Source organism: Antarctobacter heliothermus, from assembly GCF_002237555.1.
Classification (GTDB): Bacteria; Pseudomonadota; Alphaproteobacteria; order Rhodobacterales; family Rhodobacteraceae; genus Antarctobacter; species Antarctobacter heliothermus_B.
In genome coordinates this window covers 2166873-2185463 of record NZ_CP022540.1, presented here as the reverse complement: position 1 = coordinate 2185463, position 18591 = coordinate 2166873, and the positions used below count along the sequence as shown (strand labels likewise).

Here is an 18591-nt window from a genome sequence, read left to right as displayed (position 1 = left end):
CAAAGGCGCGCTCTGCAGGATGGTGGGCGGGGCGGGCGCCTTAACGGCGTCCCGCCCCGACACCGCTAACCGTCAGATCCGGCCTTTCCACGGCACCAGGGCCTTTTCCGCCATACGCATCAGAATATCGATGCCAAAGCCGATCACACCAATCAGGATGATACCCATCAGAACGATGTCGGTCTGCTGGAACTTTGACGCCACCATGATCATCATGCCTGCGCCTTTTTCCGCCGCGACCAGTTCTGCGGCCACCACGGTGCCCCAACAGACCCCCATCGCAACCCGTGCGCCGGTAAAGATCTCTGGCAGCGAATTGGGCATGATGACATGGCGCATGATCTGGAACTTGGATGCGCCCAGAGAATAGGCCGCGTGCACCTTGGAAATCGCGACGCCCGACACCCCGGCGCGGGCGGCAATGGCCATGATCCACAGCGCGGCCAGAAACAACAAGATGATCTTGCCCACTTCGCCGATGCCCGCCCAGATGATCACCAGCGGGATCAGCGCCAGCGGCGGCACCGGACGCATGAATTCGACAATCGGATCGAACCAGCCGCGAAACCAGTTCGACAGGCCCATGGCATAACCCAGCGGGATGCCCACCAGCGCCCCGAATACAAAGCCCACCACGACACGAAACAGCGAATAGCCAAGGTGCTCCAGCAAGGTGAAACTGCGATAGCCTTCAGAGGCGATCTCACCGACACGGACCCAGACCGCCTCTGGCGCGGGCAGCCAGATCGGCTCCATCTGCCAGCCTTTTGCGGGTTCAAAGTTCAGCGTTCCCTTGGGTGACATGCCGACCCGGCCAAATTTCGTATGGACGGACTGTCCGGGCGAGATGGGTTCGCCATTGATGGCAATGACAGTGTGCCCTTCGTCGCGGCCAAATTCGTCGTTGTTGTCCACCCGAATCAGGCCAGATCGCCATGCGCCGACGGTGTCGACATCATTCTTGGCCCAGCCGTCGCCGGGGTCGACGACCGGATCATCGACCTCTGTCCCGACCTCAAAGACGCGGACCGTCACTGTGGCATCGTCGGGGGTCTGTCCCTCTGCCTGCGCGGTATAGGTAAAGGTCGCATCACCGACAAACGGACCCGGCGCGTGCAGGAACCCCGGTACAAGTGACGAGCCTGTAAAGGCCCCCCAAAGCAGAAAGATCGACAGAACGGAGATCACGCTGGCGATCCGGTTCGGCTTGACCGCGCTTTCGTCGCCAAAGGTCACTGTCTTGAGCGAAGTGAAATCGGTTGCCGCCCGGTGGACGACAAATTTGACCACAAAGAAAGAGACGACAAAGATCGCGATATAGATGGCAAAGACGATCATGCACTTTCCTCCGTGCGGCCCATAATTTCCTCTTCCATGTCCCAGATCATGCTCAGGATCTCTTCGCGTTTTTGACTGAAATCGGGGTGTTTCTTGACCTCTCTCAGGTCAGCATTCACGCCCATGTCGGCAAAGGGCAGACGGTATTCACGGTGGATGCGGCCCGGACGCGGCGCCATGACAAGTAGGCGTTCGCCCAACAGCAGCGCCTCTTCGACCGAGTGGGTGATCAGGATGATGGTCTTGCCAGTCTCTTTCCAGAGCTTCAGCACCAGCCCCTGCATCTTTTCGCGGGTCAGCGCGTCCAGCGCGCCCAGCGGTTCGTCCATCAGGATCACGTCCGGGTCATTGGCCAGACAGCGGGCCAGCGCGACGCGCTGCTGCATGCCGCCCGACAGTTCGTAGACCGCCTTTTCCTTGAAGTCGCGCAGACCAACCACATCCAGCAGGTGATCGACGTGTTCGCCCCAGTCGCGTTCGCGTTTGCCCGCCATCCGGGGGCCGAAACTGACGTTTTCCCGCACGCTCATCCATTCAAACAGCGCGCCTTGTTGGAACACCATGCCGCGTTCGGCATCGGGGCCTTTCACACGGTGACCGTTGAGGGTGATGGTGCCGTCGGTGGGGGCCAGAAAGCCCGCGACGATGTTCAATAGGGTGGTCTTGCCGCAGCCCGATGGGCCCAGCACGCTGAGCAACTCACCCTCGGCGAGTTGCAGCGACACGTCCTTGAGCGCCTGAACGGAGGATCCGTTGGGCAGGTCGAACCGCATGGAGATCTTTTCGATGGTTAGTCCGCTCATGGCCTCCGGTCTTTCACTGGATGTTACAGGAGGGGGAAAGGTGCCCAGAGACACCTTTCGTCAGGTTCGACACAGAGAACCTGTAGGCCCGCGACATCCCTTGCGGATGCCCCGGGCCAGTGGTCGCTTACATGCCGTTTGCGGCTGTCAACGGATCGACATTCACGTTGTCGACGTAGCTATCCAGCGCGGCATCAATGGAACCTGCCTCGACAAAGACATCCGCGACGCCCTTCATGAACTCCTGAGCACCGCCGCCCAGCCACTTGGCAGAGAGTTGCTCTTCGACAGTCGGGAAGCCAAAGGTCGAGATGGTCGCCAATGTGGCATCCGGATCCATGCCCGCGTCTTTGGCGATCACCGGCAGCATCGTGTCGTGGTTTGCCTCATCCGCCCACATGGCATTCGCCTCAGCGGTGACTTGGAGGAAGGCCGTGACCACGTCAGAGTTTTCCGCGACCCAACCGGCCGGGCCAGAGGTGACGTCAAAGACCAGAATGCCCAGCTCTTCCTTTTCGGCGCCGGTCAGCAGGATGTTGCCATGTTCCATCATACGACGCAGCGAACCGCCCCAGCCGCAAGCCATGTCCACGGATCCTTGCGCAAGCGCAGCCGCGCCATCGGGCGGGGCCATGTCAACAACTTCCATCGTGCCGATATCGACGCCGAAATGGCTCATCTGCTTGAGGAAACCGTAGTGCGCGGCCGTGCCCAGAGGCACGGCGACTTTCTTGCCTTCCAACTCGATCGCCGAATCCTTGTCGATCTCCAACGCCTCGAGCACGACGCAGTTATCGTTTTCGGAATAGGTGACCGCCACATCGAGGATTTGCAGATCCTGCCCGGCGCTGGTGGCCACCACGAAGGGCGGCACGCCCTGCGACACGCTGAGTTGCACATCGCCAGAGGCCATCGCCGCCGACATGGCCGTACCCGTGTCAAAGCTGACCCAGTTGATGGTGACGCCCATCGCCTCATCATACATGCCGGTCGCCTTGGCGTACTGGAACGGCATCGGCCATTCGAGGAAATAGCCCACGGTGATCTCTTGGGCCGACACGGCTGAGGTTCCGGCCAGCACGGCCATAGCCGCTGCGGCCCCCATGAGCGTTGATTTGATCATCATAGTTCGTCTCCCTGTTGTCTGTCCGCGACGTCGGCGGATTGGTCCTTACGCACGGAGTCGCGCGCTTGGCGGCGCCTCGTGCCGGGCGCTCTGGCCAATTCGGACCGGAAAACAGGCAACGGATCAACGGTTTTTCCCACTGTTTGCCCGGATTTCGTCGCAGCAGTTGTTCCTTTCCAGAAAGCCAAATCTATCTATCGTTCTGAAAATGTTTGGAAACGCACGTCGTGGCCATTGAGGGTTCGGCGAATCTCCGCAACTGTGGACTTATATGCATGGAAATTCTGGACCTAACGGCTGCCCATAAAACTGGCCCATGTGGTAGCATCCCTACACAAACCGCGCGACGGTCCAAGGAGAACAACAGTATGGACGGCACCTATTCCAAGAACGACCTCAGCCATGTTGTCGAGGCTGACAAGGCCCATGTCTGGCATCATCTGATTCAGCACAAAGGGTTTGAGAGCAAGGACCCGAACATCATCGTCGAAGGCAAGGGCATGCGCGTCTGGAATCAGGCGGGCAAGGAACATCTGGATGCCGTGTCGGGCGGGGTCTGGACGGTCAATGTCGGCTACGGGCGTGAGCGGATCGCCAAGGCCGTTTACGACCAACTGCTGCGTATGAACTATTTCGCAGGCTCTGCCGGGTCGGTGCCGGGCGCGCTGTTTTCTGAAAAGCTGATCAGAAAGATGCCCGGCCTGACGCGGGTCTATTATTGCAACTCTGGCTCCGAAGCGAATGAGAAGGCGTTCAAGATGGTGCGCCAGATCGCGCACAAGCGGTACGGCGGCAAGAAGCACAAGATCCTTTACCGTGACCGCGACTATCACGGCACCACCATTGCCTGCCTGTCCGCAGGCGGTCAGGAAGAGCGTAACGCGCAATACGGCCCCTACACGCCCGGTTTCGTGCGCGTGCCGCATTGCCTTGAGTATCGCAAGCACGAACAGGACGGCGCGCCAGACGAGAACTATGGCCTGTGGGCGGCAGAGCAGATCGAACAGGTGATCCTTGCCGAAGGACCGGACACCGTGGGCGCATTGTGCCTAGAGCCGGTGACGGCGGGCGGTGGTGTGATCGCCGCGCCGGATGGGTATTGGCAGAAGGTGCAAGAGATTTGCCGCAAGTACGACATTCTTTTGCACATTGACGAGGTGGTGTGCGGCGTGGGTCGCACCGGCACCTGGTTCGGCTATCAGCACTATGGGATCGAGCCTGATTTTGTGACCATGGCCAAGGGCGTGGCATCGGGCTATGCGGCGATTGCCTGCTGCGTGACCTCTGAACGGGTGTTTGAGCTGTTCAAGGACGATGCCAGCGACCCGCTGAACTACTTCCGCGACATTTCCACCTTTGGCGGGTGCACCGCCGGTCCGGCGGCGGCGATTGAGAACATGGCCATCATCGAGGATGAGAACCTACTGGGCAACACTGTGGCCATGGGCGACTACATGCTGGACCAACTGGGCGCGCTGGCCGACCGTCATGCGGTGATCGGCGACGTGCGCGGCAAGGGTCTGTTTCTGGGTGCCGAACTGGTGTCGGACCGGAGCACCAAAGACCCGGTTGCAGAGGCGCAGGTGCAGGCCGTCGTTGGCGACTGCATGGCGCAGGGCGTCATCATCGGTGCCACCAACCGCTCGGTGCCCGGCCGCAACAACACGCTGTGTTTCTCTCCTGCGTTGATCGCCACCAAGGATGATATCGATGAGATCCTCTCGGCGGTCGATGGTGCGCTTGGCCGCGTTTTCGGCTGAGGGATGGACCACCGTTTGAACCAGTACGGACAGCCCATAGGGCTGTTCGTCGATCTGCCCTTGCCCCGCCCGCACCCCCCGCATCAGGCGCTGGAAGGTCGGTATGCGACGCTGGAACCGCTATCGGTCGACCATGCCGATGGGTTCTTTAACGCCTTTTCCGATCCCTCCGGCTGGACCTATCTGGGTGAGGAAACGCCCTTTGACGACCGCCAACATGCGCGGGACTGGACCGCAGGCAAGGCCGCCAGCCGTGACCCGCAGTTCTATACCGTCCTTGTTCAGGGCCGCGCCGTTGGCTTTCTGTCGCTGCTCCGGATCAATCCACAGGCCGCATCGATCGAAGTGGGCTTCATCCATTTCTCCCCGGCATTGCAGGGCACCCGCGCCGCGACTGAGGTGCAATTCTTGCTGATGCGCCACGTTTTTGAGGATCTCGGCTATCGCCGCTACGAGTGGAAATGCGACGCGCTGAATGCGCCATCACGCCGCGCCGCCCTGCGGTTGGGGTTCTCCTTTGAGGGCATCTTTCGACAGGCGCTGGTCTACAAGGGACGCAACCGCGATACGGCGTGGTATTCGATCCTCGACGGCGAATGGCCCGCCCTGCGCCAAGGATTTGAGATTTGGCTGAAGCCTGAGAATTTCGACGCGCAGGGCCAACAGCGGCAATCCCTAAGCGCGCTGATCGCCTCCGCAAAGCCCTGAAGCGGGACAATACACCTGCAATCTTAGGGGTTCGCCCTGCTGTTCAGAGTTTGGAAACCTCTTTCGTGACAACATTCGGCATCCGGGCTGGTCAAACCCATGCGCCCTTCGTCGAAGCGGAGATTTCCATGCCGCCCAAGTACCCCAACTACGCCTACGTCGAACCGATGGCGACCGGCGTCAGCGACACCGAGATCGAAGAGATTATCGATGATCTGGTGTCCCAGTCGCCCGGCATGTCCCTGCCCCATGGCGATCCGATGGACCCGATCTGCCGGGCGCTGAACGTGGACATCGAATATTCTAGCCCGCCGCATGAAATCCTGTTGGACGTGCCGCAAGGAAGGAAATCCTGCATCTGGTTGCCGAAAAAGGGCAAGCCGCGTCAGGACCGCTTTATGGCCGCCATGGGGGTGGGTCACTGGATTCTGCATGTGCCGACAACGCGCGAGGCGAACCCGGGTTGCGGAATTCAGGCACTGCTCAGACCGACCGACCGCACCGCACAGGCAGAGGCGGTCCGCTTTGCCCGAATCCTTTTGATGCCGGGCGAGGTTTTTTGCAGCCTCTGGTATGAGGGCCGTGCCAATCTGGTGGCCGACACGCTGAATGTTCCCACGCAGGCGGTTTACGAACGCGCCACTACGCTGGACATCCCCACCGATGACGGTCGGGGCAACAAATTCGAATGGAAGACGCGCGCTCAGGTCTCAGGCCGGTACTGACGTCGCCGATCTACCCGATCCGGGAAACAGGCAAAGAAAAAGGGTCGCCAAAGCGACCCTTTCATTCCTGTGTCTCCGGGCAGATGCCGGGGATCAGGCGTTTACGCTGTCCTTGAGCGCCTTGGCAATGGTCACTTTGACCTGCTTGTCGGCCTCTTTCTTGAACTGCGCGCCGGTTGCCGGGTTGCGCACCATACGCTCGGGGCGTTCGCGGCAATAGACCTTGCCGACACCGGGCAGGGTCACAGCACCGCCTGCGGCCACTTCGGACGTGATGATCTCTGTGATCGCGTCCAGAGCGGCACCAGCCACTTTCTTGTCCGCATCCATCTTTTCCGCCAGTGCAGCCACCAGCTGGGTTTTTGTCATGGGTTTCGCCATTTCATGGTCTCCTTCACTGCCCGTCACACTTAGGGCCTCTCAAACGCAATAAAACCGGATGTGGGGGCAAAACACAACGATTAGGGGCTGTGCATCAATGCCATTTCTGCAGTTTGTGCTGGTTTCCGCCGCGTCAAAGGAACGCGGTTTCCTCGAAACTGCGGAGTTTTCGACTATGGATGCGCTCCAGCGGCATCTCGCGCAGCGTTTCCATGGCGCGAATCCCAATGCGCAAATGGCGGCTGACCTGCGATTTGTAGAAATCAGAGGCCATGCCGGGCAGTTTCAATTCGCCATGCAACGGTCTGTCCGACACGCAAAGTAGCGTCCCGTAGGGCACCCGGAACCGGAACCCGTTGGCCGCAATCGTGGCGCTTTCCATGTCCAGAGCGATGGCGCGCGACTGGCTGAGCCGTTTGACCGGGCCGCTCTGCTCACGCAGTTCCCAATTGCGGTTGTCCAGTGAGGCAACCGTGCCCGTGCGCATCACTCGCTTAAGGTCGAACCCGTCCAATTGCGTTTCCTTCGCCACCGCATTTTCCAGCGCGATCTGAATTTCCGCCAGTGCCGGGATCGGCACCCAGACTGGTAGATCGTCATCCAGCACCTTGTCCTCACGCAGATAAGCATGGGCCAGAACATAGTCGCCCAACGACTGTGAGTTGCGCAGCCCCGCACAGTGTCCAACCATCAACCACGCATGTGAGCGCATCACCGCGATATGGTCTGTCGCGGTTTTGGCGTTCGAAGGACCAACGCCGATGTTGACCAGCGTGATGCCCGCCTGCTTGGGCCGTTTGAGGTGGTAGGTGGGCATCTGCGGCATCCGGATCGGCGGATGCAGCACCGTATCGGGATCGGTGATCTCGGCGTTGCCGGTGCTGACAAAGCTGGTGTAGCCGCTGTTGGGATCGGCCAGCATGGCACGGGCGTACGCCTCGAACTCGTCGACGTAGAACTGATAATTGGTGAACAGGACGTGATTCTGGAAATGTTCGGGATCTGTCGCGGTATAGTGTGACAGCCGCGCCAGCGAATAATCCACCCGCTGCGCCGTGAACGGCGCCAGCGGCAAGGTGCCGTCGGGGGCGGGCTGTGCCTCGCCGTTCACAATGTCATCGTTGGTCGTTGTCAGGTCCGGCACGTCAAAGACATCGCGCAAGGCGAAACTGGCAGCGCCCTCTTGCGGGACATTCACGTCCGGGAAGTTCGCAACGGCGAAATGCACCGGCATCGGCGTATCCGACAGCCCGATGCGCACCTTGACGCCGTGGTTTCCTAGCAGAAGGTCGATCTGCTGCATCAGATAGTCGCGAAACAGTTGGGGCCGCGTGACCGTGGTGGCATAGGTTCCCGGCTGAGTCACATGGCCAAAGCTGAGGCGACTATCGATCTTGTCAAAGCGTGTCGTCGTCAGGCGGATTTCCGGATAAAAGGCGCGCAGCCGGGTGCCGGGATGGCCCATGGTCATGGCCTGTAGAAAGGCGTCGCGCAGAAAGACCGCCGCCGTGTCGTACAACTCTATCAGACGTGCCACCGCGGCACCTGAGTCGTCGAAACTCTCTTCACCGGGGACCTCCGGCGTGATGATCTCAAGATTTTCTGCCGTGTCCTGCATGCGTGCCCCCTGATTTTGCGCGAAGGTTGACAGGTCCGGGAGCCGTGTTCAAGCTGACGATAAGGTCATAGGAACTGACATGGATTATGAAACCGTTCCGGCCGCGGAGTTTGGCGCATCGCTGCGGGGGCTGGGACTGAACCTGCTGGTGCGTGACGTGCGCGGCTATTGCGCGATGCTGGAGGCCGTCTTTGGCATGACTGCCCACCGCGTCAGTGCCGATTTTGCGATTCTTCGCTACGGAATGTCGGTGTTTCAACTGCACGGCGACGGCACCTACCACGCCAACCCCTACCTGTCCTACCTGCCAGAGGCGGGCCCGCGCGGCGCGGGTGCTGAACTGCGGCTGTATGACAGCGACCCGGACGCGGTGGCGGCCATGGCCGAGGCACAGGGGATGCACATCCTTCAGCCGCCGACGGACAAACCGCACGGCCTGCGCGAATGCTATCTGATCTGCCCAGACGGCTATGCATGGGTACCCTCCCGCCCGCTTTGACCAGTTTGCACGCAGCGTTTGTCCGGCTAGGCTGGGCCGGAGATTCCCGTATCGCAACAACGGACAACGCCCATGATATTTCGATTTCCGGCGGTACTGGCTGCTGCGCTGTGTACCGCTCTGCCGCTTGCCGCACAGACAGAGCTCCACCGCAACGACCGCCTGACCAACTGGTCGCTGTTCGACGATGACGGCTATTGCTGGATCGCCACCAACGCACGTTTGCCCGGCCGGGATCGACTGTTGCTGACCGTCGATCTTGAAGGCAGCGTGGCGCTGTTCATCGATACGCAATCCGGCGCGGTATTCGACGACACAGCAAATCACCTGATGGCCCTTGGCCTCCGCGAGGTGCCGTTTCTCTCACGCGGGGTCTGGGCCTGGACACGGCACGAGTCGCCCGAGCGGCTATTGGACACGATCCTGACCAGCGACACCATCGGCTATGAGGTCGTTATCGTTGAGGCGGGACAGCACCGCACACTTCGCGGTCAGTGGGACACCGAGGAGGCGCAACAAGCTTACGACACATTGCGCGAGGACTGCGGGCGCTGATAGGCTCTGCGCAAACATGCCAACCCCGGAGACCCACATGAACGCACCGCACAACATCGCCAATATCGACCACTGGCAAGAACGGGTCGACCTTGCCGCCGCATTCCGCTGGACTGTCCGGCTGAACATGCACGAGGCGGTGGCCAACCATTTCAGCCTGTCGATCAACGAAGACGGCACAAAATTCCTGATGAACCCGGACCGGGTGCATTTCTCACGGATCAAGGCGTCTGACCTGTTGGTCGTCGATGCCAACGATCCCGAAACGCTGGACCGCCCCGGCGCGCCCGACCCGACAGCCTGGGGTCTGCACGGCGGATTGCACCGGGCCTGCGCGCACGCGCGGTGCGCGATGCATGTGCATTCGATCAATGCCACCGTGTTGGCCTGCCTCAAGGACAAGCGACTGCCGCCGCTGGATCAGAACGCGGCAATGTTCTTCAACCGTCAGGCGGTCGATGATCAATACGGCGGTCTGGCGTTCGAGGAAGAGGGCATTCGCTGCGCTCAGTTGATGGCAGATCCCAAGATCAAGACGCTGGTGATGGGCAACCACGGCATCATGGTGATCGGCGACACGGTGGCCGACACCTTTAACCGGATGTACATGTTCGAACGCGCAGCGCAGGTCTACATCACCGCGTTGCAGACCGGGCAGCCGCTGGACATCCTGTCTGACGAGGTGGCCGAAAAGACCGCGCGCGAGATCGAGGAATATCCGGGTGGCGACCATCACCACCTGGAGGAGCTGAAATTGATCCTTGACGAAGAAGGGTCCGATTACGCGACCTGAGAAGGTCTCAGACGCGGGTGAACGTCACCACCTGGCTGAGATCACCGGAATGCGGGCCGGATGCCTCTGGCCCGTAAATCCGCACGGTACGCAGCGACAGATTGGCGATCCGGTCCTCTAACGCCTCGAACCGCTCGGCAAACCCTTTGGCCGTCCAGTGTTCCGCGTTGATCGACAGGGCCACGATCCCGCCGGGCCGCACGACGCGCAGCACCTCGTCCAAGGCCTGTGGGCCGACATGCCCATGGGTAAAGGTGCCGGAACTGACCGCGCCCGCATAGGCCCCGTCGTCTACTGGCAGCCGGGACAGCAGGTCGCCGGTAAACAGCCGATCATACAGACCCTTCCTTGCGGCCACATCCAGCATGTCCTGCGAAAGATCGGTGGCCTCAACCGGGCCGACACTGCAGCTGCGCAGCGCGGCCCCCAGCAGGCCAGTGCCTGCGCCAAGGTCGATCACAGGCCCCTGCCCGCCCGCTGCGGCATAGGCCTCGGCGACGTGCAGCGGCAGCATGTAATCCATGTCCACGGCAAATTCATCGTCATAGGTCGCAGCCCATTGCGCATAGAGCCTGCGATTGTCGTCGGGGGTTTCCAGCCCGTAGGCGGCGTTTAGATCCGGTTCATCCTGCATATCTGCAGCCTAAACGCGAATCCCCAACCGGGTGAACCGATTTTTCGTGGAAAATCGTCTCTGGTTCAGCCCGGTCGCAATCCGGTCTCGACCAGCAGGCCCAAGCGCTTGGCCTCATAGTAGTAACCGCGCGCGTACCATTTGATAGAATTGTCCCAGTTCCCGTCCGCGACGACGTAGGCGCCTTTGAGATACTTCAGCCCGTATTTCAGGTTGGTATCCGCATCCAACAGGTCCTTGTTCTGGCCTTGAAAGCCCATGGTGCGCGCGGTCTGCGGCAAGATCTGCAACAAGCCCCAATACGGTCCGCTGCGCGCCTTGGGGTTGTGGGTGCTTTCGCGGATCGCCAGACGATGCACCAGCCCGCGCGGCAACTCGTAGTGGTCCGCCCATTTGTTGATCTTGGCGCGCAATTCGGGCGTTTCATTGGGGTGCAGCGGCAGCGCCTTCGGCACGGGACCGTCCCCTGCGCGGGTCTCACGCGGGGCAGTGGAACACCCCGCAACGGCGGCAAGGGCGGTGAACAGAAAGGCGCGACGGGCCAGCATGTCGAAAACTCCGGAAAGAACGGTTTTGTCCTAGCCCGCGTTTTTTAACGGCGCGAGTCCGCAGCCGTCGCGTCGGCGAAACGCCGCCCGAGCCACGCAAAACACCGGCGCCGGTCCGCGCGTCGTTTCCCGCCTGCGACATCGCGACAAGACTTGCAACTTGACGCCCGCAGCGCCAACTAAGGCCAATGACTTGTACCCTGCTCTCCCTTGGCCACGGATTTTCCGCGCGCGCTCTTGCCGATGTTTTGCTGCCCGAGGGCTGGCAGGTGATCGGAACCACACGCAGTGCCGACAAGATGGCGCAGCTTTCCGCCACCGGGATCACCCCGATCCTGTGGCAGGCAGAGGCCGTGACAGAGGCGCTGCAACACGCGACCCATCTGCTGATCTCAGCGGCTCCGGACGCCGAGGGTGATCCCGCTCTGCGCATGATCGGCCCTGACATCGCCCGTCACGCGCCCGCGCTGGAATGGGCGGGCTATCTCTCGACCACAGGCGTCTATGGCGACCATGCGGGCGGCTGGGTCGATGAGGGCTCCCCCCTGACCCCGTCCAGCCGACGCGGCCAGATGCGGGTCGCCGCCGAACAGGCATGGGCCGACATTCCCGAATTGCCGCTGCATATCTTCCGTCTGGCGGGCATCTACGGTCCCGGACGCGGACCCTTTGCCAAGCTGCGCAAAGGCACCGCGCGGCGGATCATCAAGCCCGATCAGGTTTTCTCTCGCATCCATGTCGAGGATATCGCGCAAGTCTTGCGTGCCTCCATCGCGCAACCCAATCCGGGCGCTGTCTACAACCTGTGTGATGACGCGCCCGCCCCGCCGCAGGACGTGATCGCCTGCGCCGCTGAGATGCTGGGGATGCCCGTCCCGCCCGAGGTCGCCTTTGAAGAGGCGGAACTTTCCCCGATGGCCCGCAGTTTCTATGGCGAAAGCAAACGCGTTTCGAACGAACGTATCAAAAAGGAATTGGGCGTGACCCTGCGCTATCCCGATTATCAAAGCGCACTGGCGGCAATCCTCGCCGCCGAACAGGCGTCCGAATGATGACCGCCGACCCTGAAACAACAGAGACGACATCCAAACGCAGCCCACAATCCCTTGGGGAATTGCTGGAGGCCATGCGCCCCGGCGAGGGTGACACGCGGGTCTCTGTCGGCGACGTGCTGAGCCGCGTTGGTGACCAATCCTTTGCCGCCGTGATCCTTGTCCCCGCGATTGTTCTGGTTTCACCGATTTCCGGCATTCCGGGCAGTCCAACCATCGGCGCGCTGATCACAATGCTGGTGTCGATTCAGGCCTTGCTGGGACGGCGGCATCTGTGGTTGCCCGGTTTTCTGCATCGTCGCAGTGTCAGCGCGAAAAAGATGACCAAGGCGATCGACTGGCTCAGCAAACCGGCGGGCTGGATGGATCGGCACAGCAGTGGTCGGCTCAGGCTGCTGACCTCGCGCCCGGTGAGGCCGCTTGCCTTTGCGGCAGTGACGCTGATCGCGCTGTCCTGGCCGTTTCTCGAGATCCTGCCCTTTGTGACCTCGTTCTTTGCCGGGGCGGTGGCAATGATGATGTTCGGCGTGATGACGCGCGACGGTCTGTATCTACTGGCCGGGTATATTCAGGCCGGTCTGGTCGTTCTGGCGCTGGTCTCGCTCTGGTCGGGTCTGATCTGAAACGGCAGAGGCGGGCCCGGTCAGGCCCGCTTGTCCAGCACCCTTGCGCCCAGAACCTCGAGCACCTTCGTCTCGATGTCCGACGCGTTCATTTTGGCCGCCGCGTACATGTCCGTCGGGCTGGCATGGTCGATAAAGGTATCAGGCAGCACCATTGAACGATATTTCAAACCGCTGTCAAAAACACCCTCTTCGGCCAGTAGCTGCGCCACATGGCTGCCAAAGCCACCGATGGCGCCCTCTTCAATGGTGATCAACGCCTCATGATCCCGCGCCAGTTGCAGGATCAGGTCCCGGTCCAGCGGCTTGGCAAAACGCGCATCCGCCACGGTGGGCGATACGCCGCGCGCCTCCAGAGCCTCACACGCTTTCAGCACTTCGGACAGGCGCGTGCCAAAGGACAAGATAGCGACGCCCTTGCCTTCACGCATCATGCGGCCTTTGCCGATCTCCAGCACCTGACCGCGTTCCGGCATCTCCACACCCGAGCCCTCTCCGCGCGGATAGCGAAAGGCGATCGGCCCCTCGTCATGCGCGGCGGCGGTGGCGACCATATGCTTCAGCTCTGCCTCGTCCGCCGCAGCCATCACGACAAAGCCGGGCAGGTTAGCCAAGTAAGCAACATCAAAGCTGCCCGCATGGGTCGCGCCATCCGCGCCCACCAGCCCCGCGCGGTCGATGGCAAAGCGCACCGGAAGACGCTGGATCGCCACGTCATGCACAACCTGATCATAGCCGCGCTGTAGAAACGTCGAATACATCGCGCAGAATGGCCGCATCCCGCCCGCCGCCAGCCCGGCGGAAAAGGTCACGCCATGCTGTTCGGCGATGCCCACATCGAAACACCGTGACGGATAGCGTTCCGCGAACAGATCCAGCCCGGTGCCGTCCGGCATCGCCGCTGTCACCGCGCAGATGCGCGGATCGTCGGCGGCGTGCTGCAACAGCGCCTGCGCAAACACCTTGGTATAGCTGGGCGCATTGGACGGTGCCTTTTTCTGCTTGCCGGTGACAACGTCGAACTTGGCCCGCGCGTGCCCCTTGTCCGGAGCATGTTCGGCGTGGCTATAGCCCTTGCCCTTTTTGGTCAGCACATGCAGCAGGATCGGCCCGGTGGCGCGCTGACGTACCGTGCGCAGGACCGGCAACAACTGGTCGAGGTCATGCCCGTCCAGTGGCCCAAGATAGGAGAACCCCAGCTCCTCGAACAGCGTCCCGCCCACGGTCATGCCCTTGAGCATCTCCTTGGCGCGCCGCGCGCCTTCGCGGAAGGGTTCGGGAAGAAAGGACACCGCCCCCTTGGCGGCGGCCTTGAGATCCTGAAACGGGGCCTCGGCGTACAGACGGCTGAGGTAAGAGGACATCGCGCCAGTGGGAGGTGCGATGCTCATCTCATTGTCGTTGAGGATCACGATCAGCCGCTTGCCCAGATGGCCCGCGTTGTTCATCGCCTCAAACGCCATGCCCGCGCTCATCGCGCCGTCGCCGATCACGGCAATGGCATCGCCGTGCCCGGTGTCACACAGCCCCCCCAGATCGCGCGCCACGGCAAAACCAAGGGCGGCGCTGATGGAGGTGCTGGAATGCGCTGCGCCAAAGGGATCGTAGGGTGACTCAGATCGTTTGGTGAACCCCGACAGCCCGTCCTTTTGCCGCAAGGTGCGGATACGGTCGCGCCGCCCGGTCAGGATCTTGTGCGGGTAACACTGGTGACTGACGTCCCAGATGATCTTGTCACGCGGACTGTCAAAGATCGCATGCAACGCCACCGTCAGTTCGACCACGCCAAGGCCCGCGCCAAGGTGGCCGCCGGTCTCGGACACGGCAGAAATTGTTTCTGCCCGCAATTCTACAGCCAGATGTTCCAGCTCGGCATCGGAAAACTGCTTGAGGTCCGCCGGGGATGTCACCCGGTCAAGCAAGGGGGTCTGGGGCCGATCGGTCATGGGGCAGCCTCCGTCTGGTCAGGTCCGCCGCGCAATAACGAAGCGCGCGGCCTGCTGCAAGTTGATCGCCTCTGCACCATACAAAGATAGGCAATCACACGCCTCGGTCACAAGGGTTTCGGCGCGGCGTTTCGCCCCGTCCAATCCCAGCAGGCTGACAAAGGTCGCCTTGCCGCGATCCGCGTCCTTGCCCACCGCCTTGCCCATCTGCGCTGCGTCCCCTTCGACATCCAGAATGTCATCGGCGATTTGAAAGGCAAGGCCAAGGCGCTGCGCATAGCCCGTAAGCGGTGTCAGATCGACACGCGCCATCCGTGCGCCCGCCTCTGCCGCCCAGCAGATCAGCGCGCCGGTCTTGCCCGCCTGCAGGGCCGTGATCTCATCCAACGTCAATGGCGTATCCGCCTGTTCCGCCGCCATGTCCAATGCCTGTCCAAGCACCATGCCCTGCGCGCCAGAGGCCCTTGCAAGGCTCAGCGCCAAATCGGCTCGGACCACCGGGTCGTCATGACAGGCATCCCGTGCGACCATTTCAAACCCGAGGGTCTGTAAGGCATCCCCCGCCAATACTGCGGTTGCCTCATCCCATTTCCGATGCACCGTGGGCAGACCACGTCTCAGGTCATCGTCATCCATACACGGCAGATCGTCATGGACGAGGCTATAGGCGTGGATTGCCTCAATCGCACAGGCAGGCCAGATCGCGCGCTCCGGTGCCACGCCATGCAGGCGCGCGCCCTCCAGCACCAGATAGCCACGCAGGCGTTTACCACCCGCCACTGCATAGCCCATCGCTCGCGTCACAGGCAGATCGGGAAAGTCGGCCAGGACCGTTTCCAGATGTGTGCCGATCGCAGAGGCCGCCGACGCCAGCCCGTCATCAAAGCTCATCAGAGCCCCTCGACCGGCTTCGTCCCCACTGGGTTGCCGTCGCTGTCCAGCGTGATGAGGGCAACCTTTTCCTCGGCATCCTTCAGCTTTTGCTCACAGCGTTTTTTCAGTTGTGCGCCACGCTCATACAGCGTGATCGACTCTTCCAGAGCCACGTCGCCGCGTTCCAGCATCCCCACGACCTTTTCCAGTTCGGTCATGGCCTGCTCAAAACTCATCTCTTCGACCGGTGTCTCGCTCATTGGCCTGCCTCCATCAAGATTTCCACATGCGCCTTGCCGCTTGTGCTGAGCGCGCCAAGGTCATAGCCCCCTTCGAGGCAGGACACCACGCGACCGTCGCAGACATCCGCCGCCAGATCGCACAATTCGCGAGTGATCCAGCGGAAATCGTCAACGTTCCATTCCAACTGCGCCAGCGGATCATCCTGATGCGCGTCAAAGCCGGCGGAGATGATCAGCAATTCGGGCTGAAAGTCGCGGATACGCGATAGCGCAGGCGTCCAGACGCTGCGCATCTCGGACCCGCCCGATCCGGGCGGCAGTGGCAGGTTGAGCACATTGTCATGCTCGCCACGATCTTCCACCCCGCCAGTGCCTGGCCAAAGCGGCATCTGGTGTGAGCCGATGAACAGCGAACGCGCCTCGTCCCACAGCAAGTCCTGCGTCCCATTGCCATGGTGTACGTCGAAATCGACCACTGCGACGCGGGCCAGCCCATGTGCCTCCAACGCGAGTTTGGCGGCGATAGCTACGTTGCCAAACAGGCAAAACCCCATCGGCGTCTCTGTTTCGGCATGGTGTCCCGGCGGGCGCATGGCGCAAAACGCATTGGCCACCTGTCCGCCCAGCACCATATCCACCGCCGCAATCGCCGCACCCGCACCACGCAACCCGGCACGGAATGAGCCTGACGACAGCCAAGTATCCGCATCCAACTGGAATTGACCACTGTCCGGCACAGCCGACCGAATCCGGTCGATGTAGCGCTGTGGATGGCAAAGCCGTAAATGCGCCTCTGTCGCCTCTGGTGCGGTTTCGCGCACCAGATCCAACCCGGCCAACGCGTGCAGCAGATGTTCGATCCGCGCCACTCGCTCTGGATGCCCTTCGGGCGTCACATGATCCAGCGCATCCGCGTGGGTAAAGAGTGCCGTTGCCATCGTGCCCCCAGTTTCTTTTCCGAAATAACACCTGAAAAGCGCCCGATCCGAAAGCGCCTCAGCCCGACAAAAACGCGAAACGTGCGTCCCCACAACCAGTCAGTCGGGCCGTCAGTCGGGCGCCAGCATGTATCCCGCCCCGCGTACCGTCTGCAAATAGCGCGGTTGCTTGGGGTCCGCCTCCATCTTGCGCCGCAGTCGGGTGATCTGAACATCGACCGCGCGTTCCTGCGCCTGCCCTTTATCGCGGCCCAGCTCCTCTACCAGCTTGGCGCGACTCAGCGGCTCTCCCGGACGGGCGGAAAAGATCCGCATCAACTGGCTTTCTGTTGCGGTCAGCCGCACCATATCCTCGCCCTGCCACATCTCGCCGCGCTCAATGTCATAGCGGATGTCACCCAATGTCAGCAGCTTGGGCACGCTGGATTCGGCGGTGGTCTCTGGCATCCGGCGCAGGATCGCATTGATCCGCAGCAGCAGTTCCTTGGGCTCGAATGGCTTGGCCAGATAGTCGTCCGCTCCGGCCTCGAGTCCCTTGATCCGGTCCTCTGTTTCAGACCGGGCAGTCAGCAACAGTACCGGCGTCTGCGAGGTTTCTCGAATCCCCTTTGTCAGACTCACGCCATCCTCACCCGGCATCATCACGTCCAGCACGATCATGTCGAAATCCAGCCCGGACAACAGCCGCCGTGCATGGGCGGCATCCCGCGCCGCACTAACAAGGAACCCGTTCCGGATCAGGAATTTTTGCAGCAGTCCCCTGATCCGCTCATCGTCATCGACGATCAGCAGATGGGCGTCGTTCTCGCTCATCCGCGGCCCTCCCTCAGCCTTTGGTACTGCCTGCGCATCTCCGGGTCCATCATCGCCTCCAGCACGCGGCGAAAGCCCGCGACAGCCTCTGGCCCGGCATCACGAAAGGCCGCGCGCATCCGCATCCTTTGCGCATCCGACAATTGACGTTCCAGCGTATCGCCCGCCTCTGTCAGGTACAGGTGGCGCTCGCGCTTGTCGACACGACCGACCCGGCTTTCGACCAGACCATCCTCTATCATTGTGCGCAGCACCCGATTCAACGATTGCTTCGTGACCCCGAGAATGCTCAGCAGGTTGTTCACGGTCGTGCCAGGCGCGGTGTGTATGAAATGCAGCGCGCGGTGGTGCGCACGACCATAGCATAGCCCGTCCAGGATACGGTCAGGATCAGCGGTAAACCCCCGATAGGCAAAGAACATTGCCTCAGCCCCCTGCCGCAGCTGTTCATCCGTGAGATAAAGCAGGGTTTCCCCCTGCGCTGTACGCCCTTCTGACATCGTCAATCGCCCTTGTCTGGCCCGGAGGCACTTTAAGTCAGCCTTATTGACATTCCAAGGACCAACTGGTAGCGAGTCGCAGATTTTACGCAACTTTATGTCCGTTTCGGACGCAA

The 18591-nt window shown here is 61.5% G+C and carries 21 protein-coding genes; 8 read left to right on the top strand and 13 right to left on the bottom strand.

The window, feature by feature from the left end:
• Positions 1 to 72: 72 nt before the first annotated feature.
• From ANTHELSMS3_RS10385 to ANTHELSMS3_RS10375, 3 genes are all read right to left on the bottom strand, one after another.
• Positions 73 to 1338 carry an ABC transporter permease gene (locus tag ANTHELSMS3_RS10385; RefSeq protein WP_094034805.1) on the bottom strand — a complete coding sequence of 422 codons (1266 nt, stop codon included), beginning with the start codon at positions 1336 to 1338 and terminating at the stop codon, positions 73 to 75.
• Positions 1335 to 2141: an ATP-binding cassette domain-containing protein gene (locus tag ANTHELSMS3_RS10380; RefSeq protein WP_094034804.1), complete on the bottom strand. Its 807-nt coding sequence runs from the start codon at positions 2139 to 2141 to the stop codon at positions 1335 to 1337. Before ANTHELSMS3_RS10380 ends, ANTHELSMS3_RS10385 begins: the two co-directional genes overlap by 4 nt.
• A gap of 127 nt (positions 2142 to 2268) precedes the next feature.
• The gene (locus ANTHELSMS3_RS10375) at positions 2269 to 3267 is read right to left on the bottom strand and encodes a taurine ABC transporter substrate-binding protein (protein ID WP_094034803.1); all 999 of its coding nucleotides are present in this window, start codon (positions 3265 to 3267) and stop codon (positions 2269 to 2271) included.
• Positions 3268 to 3635: 368 nt separating this feature from the next.
• Here ANTHELSMS3_RS10375 and ANTHELSMS3_RS10370 point away from each other — a divergent pair, with 368 nt between their 5' ends.
• From ANTHELSMS3_RS10370 to ANTHELSMS3_RS10360, 3 genes are all read left to right on the top strand, one after another.
• Entirely contained in the window at positions 3636 to 5027 is a 1392-nt protein-coding gene (locus ANTHELSMS3_RS10370) for an aminotransferase family protein (RefSeq protein WP_094034802.1), read from the top strand.
• A gap of 3 nt (positions 5028 to 5030) precedes the next feature.
• Positions 5031 to 5735 (top strand): GNAT family N-acetyltransferase, encoded by a 705-nt coding sequence (locus tag ANTHELSMS3_RS10365; protein ID WP_094034801.1) that lies wholly within the window; start codon positions 5031 to 5033, stop codon positions 5733 to 5735.
• A 65-nt stretch (positions 5736 to 5800) separates the two neighbouring features.
• On the top strand, positions 5801 to 6460 hold the full coding sequence (locus ANTHELSMS3_RS10360) for an ImmA/IrrE family metallo-endopeptidase (RefSeq protein WP_157733477.1): 660 nt from the start codon (positions 5801 to 5803) through the stop codon (positions 6458 to 6460).
• Positions 6461 to 6553: 93 nt separating this feature from the next.
• On the opposite strand, the gene ANTHELSMS3_RS10355 is transcribed toward ANTHELSMS3_RS10360, so the two are convergent.
• Positions 6554 to 6841 (bottom strand): HU family DNA-binding protein, encoded by a 288-nt coding sequence (locus ANTHELSMS3_RS10355; RefSeq protein ID WP_089278914.1) that lies wholly within the window; start codon positions 6839 to 6841, stop codon positions 6554 to 6556.
• Positions 6842 to 6974: 133 nt separating this feature from the next.
• The gene (locus ANTHELSMS3_RS10350; RefSeq protein ID WP_094034799.1) at positions 6975 to 8459 is read right to left on the bottom strand and encodes an AMP nucleosidase; all 1485 of its coding nucleotides are present in this window, start codon (positions 8457 to 8459) and stop codon (positions 6975 to 6977) included.
• Between the two features lie 79 nt (positions 8460 to 8538).
• Between ANTHELSMS3_RS10350 and ANTHELSMS3_RS10345 the strand changes: the two genes are divergently transcribed.
• The 3 genes from ANTHELSMS3_RS10345 to ANTHELSMS3_RS10335 all read left to right on the top strand — a co-directional run bounded on the left by ANTHELSMS3_RS10345 (position 8539) and on the right by ANTHELSMS3_RS10335 (position 10306).
• A complete protein-coding gene (locus ANTHELSMS3_RS10345) occupies positions 8539 to 8958 on the top strand; it encodes a VOC family protein (RefSeq protein WP_094034798.1) in 420 nt (139 codons plus the stop codon).
• Positions 8959 to 9030: 72 nt separating this feature from the next.
• Entirely contained in the window at positions 9031 to 9513 is a 483-nt protein-coding gene (locus ANTHELSMS3_RS10340) for a hypothetical protein (RefSeq protein WP_094034797.1), read from the top strand.
• Positions 9514 to 9550: 37 nt separating this feature from the next.
• Positions 9551 to 10306, top strand: coding sequence for a class II aldolase and adducin N-terminal domain-containing protein (locus ANTHELSMS3_RS10335; RefSeq protein ID WP_094034796.1), 756 nt, complete (start codon positions 9551 to 9553; stop codon positions 10304 to 10306).
• Positions 10307 to 10313: 7 nt separating this feature from the next.
• Here the strand turns inward: ANTHELSMS3_RS10335 and ANTHELSMS3_RS10330 are convergent, their stop codons facing one another.
• Both ANTHELSMS3_RS10330 and ANTHELSMS3_RS10325 read right to left on the bottom strand, forming a co-directional pair.
• Positions 10314 to 10940, bottom strand: coding sequence for a class I SAM-dependent DNA methyltransferase (locus tag ANTHELSMS3_RS10330; RefSeq protein ID WP_094034795.1), 627 nt, complete (start codon positions 10938 to 10940; stop codon positions 10314 to 10316).
• Between the two features lie 65 nt (positions 10941 to 11005).
• The gene (locus ANTHELSMS3_RS10325; RefSeq protein WP_094034794.1) at positions 11006 to 11488 is read right to left on the bottom strand and encodes a lytic transglycosylase domain-containing protein; all 483 of its coding nucleotides are present in this window, start codon (positions 11486 to 11488) and stop codon (positions 11006 to 11008) included.
• A 188-nt stretch (positions 11489 to 11676) separates the two neighbouring features.
• Here ANTHELSMS3_RS10325 and ANTHELSMS3_RS10320 point away from each other — a divergent pair, with 188 nt between their 5' ends.
• Positions 11677 to 12540: an SDR family oxidoreductase gene (locus ANTHELSMS3_RS10320; protein ID WP_094034793.1), complete on the top strand. Its 864-nt coding sequence runs from the start codon at positions 11677 to 11679 to the stop codon at positions 12538 to 12540.
• Positions 12537 to 13163: an exopolysaccharide biosynthesis protein gene (locus ANTHELSMS3_RS10315; protein ID WP_094034792.1), complete on the top strand. Its 627-nt coding sequence runs from the start codon at positions 12537 to 12539 to the stop codon at positions 13161 to 13163. The genes ANTHELSMS3_RS10320 and ANTHELSMS3_RS10315 overlap by 4 nt, the downstream gene beginning before the upstream one ends.
• Positions 13164 to 13183: 20 nt before the next feature.
• Here ANTHELSMS3_RS10315 and dxs read toward each other — a convergent pair whose 3' ends face one another.
• The 6 genes from dxs to ANTHELSMS3_RS10285 all read right to left on the bottom strand — a co-directional run bounded on the left by dxs (position 13184) and on the right by ANTHELSMS3_RS10285 (position 18475).
• Positions 13184 to 15109 carry a 1-deoxy-D-xylulose-5-phosphate synthase gene (dxs, locus tag ANTHELSMS3_RS10310; protein WP_094034791.1) on the bottom strand — a complete coding sequence of 642 codons (1926 nt, stop codon included), beginning with the start codon at positions 15107 to 15109 and terminating at the stop codon, positions 13184 to 13186.
• A gap of 18 nt (positions 15110 to 15127) precedes the next feature.
• Entirely contained in the window at positions 15128 to 16000 is an 873-nt protein-coding gene (locus ANTHELSMS3_RS10305; protein ID WP_094034790.1) for a polyprenyl synthetase family protein, read from the bottom strand.
• Positions 16000 to 16242, bottom strand: coding sequence for an exodeoxyribonuclease VII small subunit (locus ANTHELSMS3_RS10300; RefSeq protein ID WP_094034789.1), 243 nt, complete (start codon positions 16240 to 16242; stop codon positions 16000 to 16002). The genes ANTHELSMS3_RS10305 and ANTHELSMS3_RS10300 overlap by 1 nt, the downstream gene beginning before the upstream one ends.
• Complete coding sequence (locus tag ANTHELSMS3_RS10295; RefSeq protein WP_094034788.1) at positions 16239 to 17162, bottom strand: histone deacetylase family protein; 924 nt, start codon at positions 17160 to 17162, stop codon at positions 16239 to 16241. Before ANTHELSMS3_RS10295 ends, ANTHELSMS3_RS10300 begins: the two co-directional genes overlap by 4 nt.
• 111 nt (positions 17163 to 17273) lie before the next feature.
• A complete protein-coding gene (locus ANTHELSMS3_RS10290; RefSeq protein WP_094034787.1) occupies positions 17274 to 17975 on the bottom strand; it encodes a response regulator in 702 nt (233 codons plus the stop codon).
• Positions 17972 to 18475, bottom strand: a complete 504-nt coding sequence (locus tag ANTHELSMS3_RS10285; RefSeq protein ID WP_094034786.1) for a MarR family winged helix-turn-helix transcriptional regulator — start codon at positions 18473 to 18475, stop codon at positions 17972 to 17974. The genes ANTHELSMS3_RS10290 and ANTHELSMS3_RS10285 overlap by 4 nt, the downstream gene beginning before the upstream one ends.
• Positions 18476 to 18591: the final 116 nt, after the last annotated feature.